Annotated in this window: 5 protein-coding genes; 4 read left to right on the forward strand and 1 reads right to left on the reverse strand. The window is 32.5% G+C overall.

The window, feature by feature from the left end:
• Positions 1-209 precede the first annotated feature (209 nt).
• From ACP6PL_RS26315 to ACP6PL_RS26325, 3 genes are all read left to right on the forward strand, one after another.
• Entirely contained in the window at positions 210-455 is a 246-nt protein-coding gene (locus ACP6PL_RS26315) for a hypothetical protein (RefSeq protein ID WP_426548297.1), read from the forward strand.
• A 164-nt stretch (positions 456-619) separates the two neighbouring features.
• On the forward strand, positions 620-1,090 hold the full coding sequence (locus ACP6PL_RS26320) for a phosphate-starvation-inducible PsiE family protein (RefSeq protein ID WP_426548298.1): 471 nt from the start codon (positions 620-622) through the stop codon (positions 1,088-1,090).
• Positions 1,091-1,254: 164 nt separating this feature from the next.
• Entirely contained in the window at positions 1,255-1,710 is a 456-nt protein-coding gene (locus ACP6PL_RS26325) for a nitrate reductase associated protein (protein WP_426548299.1), read from the forward strand.
• Positions 1,711-2,238: 528 nt separating this feature from the next.
• Here ACP6PL_RS26325 and rimM read toward each other — a convergent pair.
• Positions 2,239-2,868 (reverse strand): ribosome maturation factor RimM, encoded by a 630-nt coding sequence (rimM, locus tag ACP6PL_RS26330; protein ID WP_426548300.1) that lies wholly within the window; start codon positions 2,866-2,868, stop codon positions 2,239-2,241.
• A 271-nt stretch (positions 2,869-3,139) separates the two neighbouring features.
• Between rimM and ACP6PL_RS26335 the strand changes: the two genes are divergently transcribed.
• Entirely contained in the window at positions 3,140-4,360 is a 1,221-nt protein-coding gene (locus tag ACP6PL_RS26335; protein WP_426548301.1) for a tetratricopeptide repeat protein, read from the forward strand.
• Positions 4,361-4,669: the final 309 nt, after the last annotated feature.

A 4,669-nucleotide genomic window follows, 5' to 3' on the forward strand; every position in this document is an offset into this window, starting at 1 on the left:
GTTTTAACCAGAGGTAATTATCAATTATCCATTATCAATTATCAATTAATGAAAATCTTTCCTTACTCTCTAAGTACGAAAATCATACCGACGCTTCAGTAACGCCAATTTTAGCTATAACTTAATCAAACTATGAAAGATTGATAATTGCTATTTGATCGTAACTAATTGTATACTGATCGGGCACAATTCAAAACCAGGGTGATAATATGCAATCAAATTATGATAATTTTCTAGAACAAGACTCAGAAGATGCTATACCTTATTATACCAGAGCCAAAGCCGATTTATCGCTTCTATTACACAATATATCAATTGCTGCCTTAGTCGGAGTAATAGCTTTTACTGGAGTAAGCTCTTTGATTATTGCTGCTAGTAAAAACTCAGTTAATGAGATGGAAAAAACAGAAATAGAATATACTTATCCTACTACTTGGTTTCTTTTCACTACATAGTAAAAAGGCGAACAAAAATACAGGTGATTTCTATTATAGCACCACGCATTATCGTCAAGACACTTATAAATGCTTAATCTTAGTCAGGAATTATTTTTGACTTTTAAGTTGCGTGAAGCGCTATAATTGCCCAATTTTATGTTAATTCTATACTAAATATAAATATGAATAAGTTCCTCAAAACTATCAAAAATATTGTTCTTCCTGAACGAGATGAAGTTTTCCTCAAATTTATTGAATCCATGGAAATCATAATCTCTAAAGTTCTGACTTTATCTATGATAGGTGTGATTCTTTTTGCTGTATTTGATTTGGTAGTTTTTATTTCTGAAAAACTTTTCTTTGCACCCCATCCTCTGTTTAAAGATTCATTATTTGAAATATTTGGACTATTTTTAAATATTTTAATTGCTCTGGAACTTTTAGAAAATATTACAGCCTACCTCCATAAGCACGTTTTTAGTCTAGAGCTAGTAATTGTTACTTCTTTAATTGCTGTAGCCCGAAAAATCATTATTTATGATTTGGATAAAAAAGGAGGAGATGCTTTAGTTGGATTAGCACTTGCTATTTTTGCTCTATCTATTAGTTATTGGATTATTAGCTCACGAAAAAAGCCACCATCTCATCATTAAATATGATATCCGGTTTAATATTTTTCAATAATAGGTAATAGAAAAAAAGTAGGGTATAGTATTTTTTTTCTATTACCTATTCCCTAAAATCCAAAAGTTGTTTCTTTCACTAAGAATGGGAATTGCTATATCTCAGAGTTATCTAACTAAAAAATCAAAAAAATATGAGTGACAATTATTTTGAATTTGAGCAAGACTTTGTAGAATCTTTACGGTGTATTCCTATGGTAGTACGCTATAAATTAGATACCTGCGGAGTCAAATTAAAATTATCCCACTGGCATCAATTTAATCATTCAATTCGTCAAGAGTTGGTAGATAAACCTTGCAGCAAATCCGAGGAAATTCAAAGTTACCGAGAATGGCTACATCAGTTAGTAATTGAGCAGACAAATACCCCTGCTAAGGATTTACCTGTTGAAGAAAATCCAGCTTGGATGGATGACAAAAAAATTCCAGAAACAGTTCAGGAAAAAGCTGAAGAAGTAGGTATTAAAATTAATTTAGACCAATGGGAAAATCTAACTCCATTGCAAAGGTTTGTACTGATTAAACTTAGCCGCCCTAGCCATGAAAATAAAAATTTTTTACCTGCTGTTGAGGAATTTAAACTGGTTTGAATTAGGAAAGCACAACACTGATTTTGGCACGGATGTAGGGATAAGGAATAAAGAAAGTAGATGAGTCTATAGACAGTTAAGGATTTTTTTGTGGCAATTTTGTAATCTCAAGAGCTACTCTAACAGTTCCATACTATAGGATTTTTGGTCTTATATGAACCGTATTAGCATATAAACGACTTTTTTTTGATTAGTAATTTTTTTGTATTTTTGATAAAGAAAGAAGTCAGGATAAAGAAATCATAACTGAGACTAGAGTTATTTACAACTGCTAGATTAATATAGCAATCAGGAATGAGATGTGAGAATTTTTATGATAGTTAGTTTGAGGTGAAAACCTTAAAAATTATGACTCCTGTAGGGGCGAATCGCGATTTCCCCCTACCACCAAAATCTTACAACTCACATAAGATTGCTATATCAAAATTATAATTGCTCTCTTTTTGTCCAAACTTATTTATATAATTGAACGAGAAAATATACCGTTTTATTGCTTTTTTTAGTGCTTCCTTCTTCCTTGTTCCTTCTTCACAAATCAATTAAGCCTTCAGGGGGAGTAATTTCAATAGTATTTTTTTCAAAATTAACTATAGGAACAATTTCTTTGACAAAGGGAATTAAAATATTTTTGGATTGGGGAGATTGAGATTTTTGCTGATGTTTTTTCCGCCGACTTCTTCCTTTTTCTTGTAGTAAATTATCTCCCTTATGAACTTCAGAAATAACAGGAGCATCTGTAGAGATTTTTTCTACTTCTAATAAATCATTTCCAGCGGAAATCATACTCACAACCTTGCCAATAGTTTCCCCATTTAACTGATTAATAACTGTTAAACCAATTAAGTCTGGTACATAAAATTCATCTTCTTCTAGTTGGGGGCGATCGCCGTTTTCAATCAATAATTGACTATTTCGTAAAGCTTCAGCTTGTTCACGATTTTCAATTCCTGCTAACTCTATTACATACAACCCCTTACTAGAAAGATAACGACCACCTAATAATTCAATAGACTTAGGTTCTATTTTACCTGGTGATAATAGCCACCTTTTTCCGGGTTCTAAAAATCTTTCTGGGAAGTCTGAGCTAGGATATACTCGCAATTCTCCTCTCAAACCTTGAGGTGCAACAATTTTACCAATTTCAATCCATTCAGACATTTTTTTAAGTCAAAAGTCAAAAGTCAAAAGTCAAAAGTTAGAGAGATTAATTCTTTCTTATAGGTAAAAAAGAATTAGTTAGGATATAGACTAATGATAAATCTTAGACTAGGAAACGTTTTTCCAACTGTTCCCTGCTATATGAGAATTTGGTCTAACTTTTGTGTACATTATAATTTATTTTACTATCAATTTGGAATTTAGGTTTAATAATTAGAATTAATTCATAGATCGAAAATATTATTAGTTAATCTCAATTTTTACCAGAATTATGAAAATTATAAATCTGATTTTAACTCTTATACTTTCTCTTAGTGAAAGTGCCGTATATAGTCAAAGTAAAAATTATCATATAAATCACAAAATTAACTATGATTATCAAAAACAAAAATCTTTAATTTTCCTGACTCAAAATCAAGCAGAAATTGAAGAATTTAAACTCAAAGAAGAAATTCGCGATCGCGTCCGAGAAGAAGTAGATTATACTTTTCGTCATGCCACATCATTACTTAGTGTTTTTCTGATTGTCTTGACTTTTTTCCCTGCTTCGGCAGCAATTTGGATTTGGTTTCTTCAGACAAAGTTGGCTAACAAAATTGACATTACAGAACAAGAAATTGATAGTTTTAAATATGACACAATATCTCAACTGAAAGAAATAGTCGGTGAGGCTCAAATTATCTTAGATGAACTGAAGGAACAAAGTCACAAAGCTGATGAAAAAATTGAACAACTTCAAAAGGATACTTTGATTCAATATTCTGCTACTAAAGCTGATAATTCGGAGCCGTTAATGATGGCGAATGATTATGCAAAACAAGCAGATCAATTTTTCTTAGCAGGTCGGTTGAAAGAAGCAATTAATGCTTATAATCAAGCCTTAAAAATTTATCCGGAAATGGCAGATGTTTGGAATAATCGGGGTGTAGTTTTGACAAGATTAAAGATGTTTGATGAAGCAATTACTTCTTACGATAGAGCTTTACAAATTCGGGCTGATTATGCAGATGCTTGGAATAATCGGGGTGTTTCTTTGATAGAATTGCAGCATTATCAAGAGGCGATTAATTCTTTTGAACAAGGGATAAAGGTTAAACCTGACTATGCAGATGCTTGGAATAATCGAGGGGTTTGTTTAGCAAAAATTCAAAAATATCAAGAGGCAGTCAAGTCTTATAATCAGGCAATTGCGATTAAAAATGATTATAGTGATGCCTGGAATAATCGGGGAGTTTCTTTGATGAAGTTGGGTATTTATGGAGAGGCGATCGCTTGTTTTGATAATGCTGTAAAAATTAAACCAGACTTTTTTAGTGCTTGGTATAATCAGGCTCGTTGTTATAGTTTAAAAGGCGAGGTTGAAGTATCTTTAAAAAGTTTGGAAAAGGCGATTAGTTTGAATGGTGGAAACTGTCAGGAAATGGCAAAAAACGAATCTGATTTTGAGAATATTCGGGATAATGAATTGTTTCAGAAATTGATTGCTGTGTAGGTTGGGTTGAAGCATGAAACCCAACAATTTTTGATGAAATTCAGGATAATGAATTGTTTGATAAATTGATAGTGTGAGCGAAACGTTCACCCAGGGGTCTAAATTACGGGAGCAGGATGCTCCCACTACTTACTTAACTAAATTAATATATCCAAGTCCGCAGCGACTGGAACGGAGTGGAAGGAAGCAATCTCAGAAGTGCGCGGAGATTGCTTCCTATCGTTGCTGCGGACTACTTTTCAACCGGATTCTATATAATATCATGTCCGGTTGAATAGTTATAAATAAATGAGGGAGGAGTCAGGAGTC

This window comes from Dapis purpurea BLCC-M126, assembly GCF_050015975.1.
Classification (GTDB): Bacteria; Cyanobacteriota; Cyanobacteriia; order Cyanobacteriales; family Microcoleaceae; genus Trichodesmium.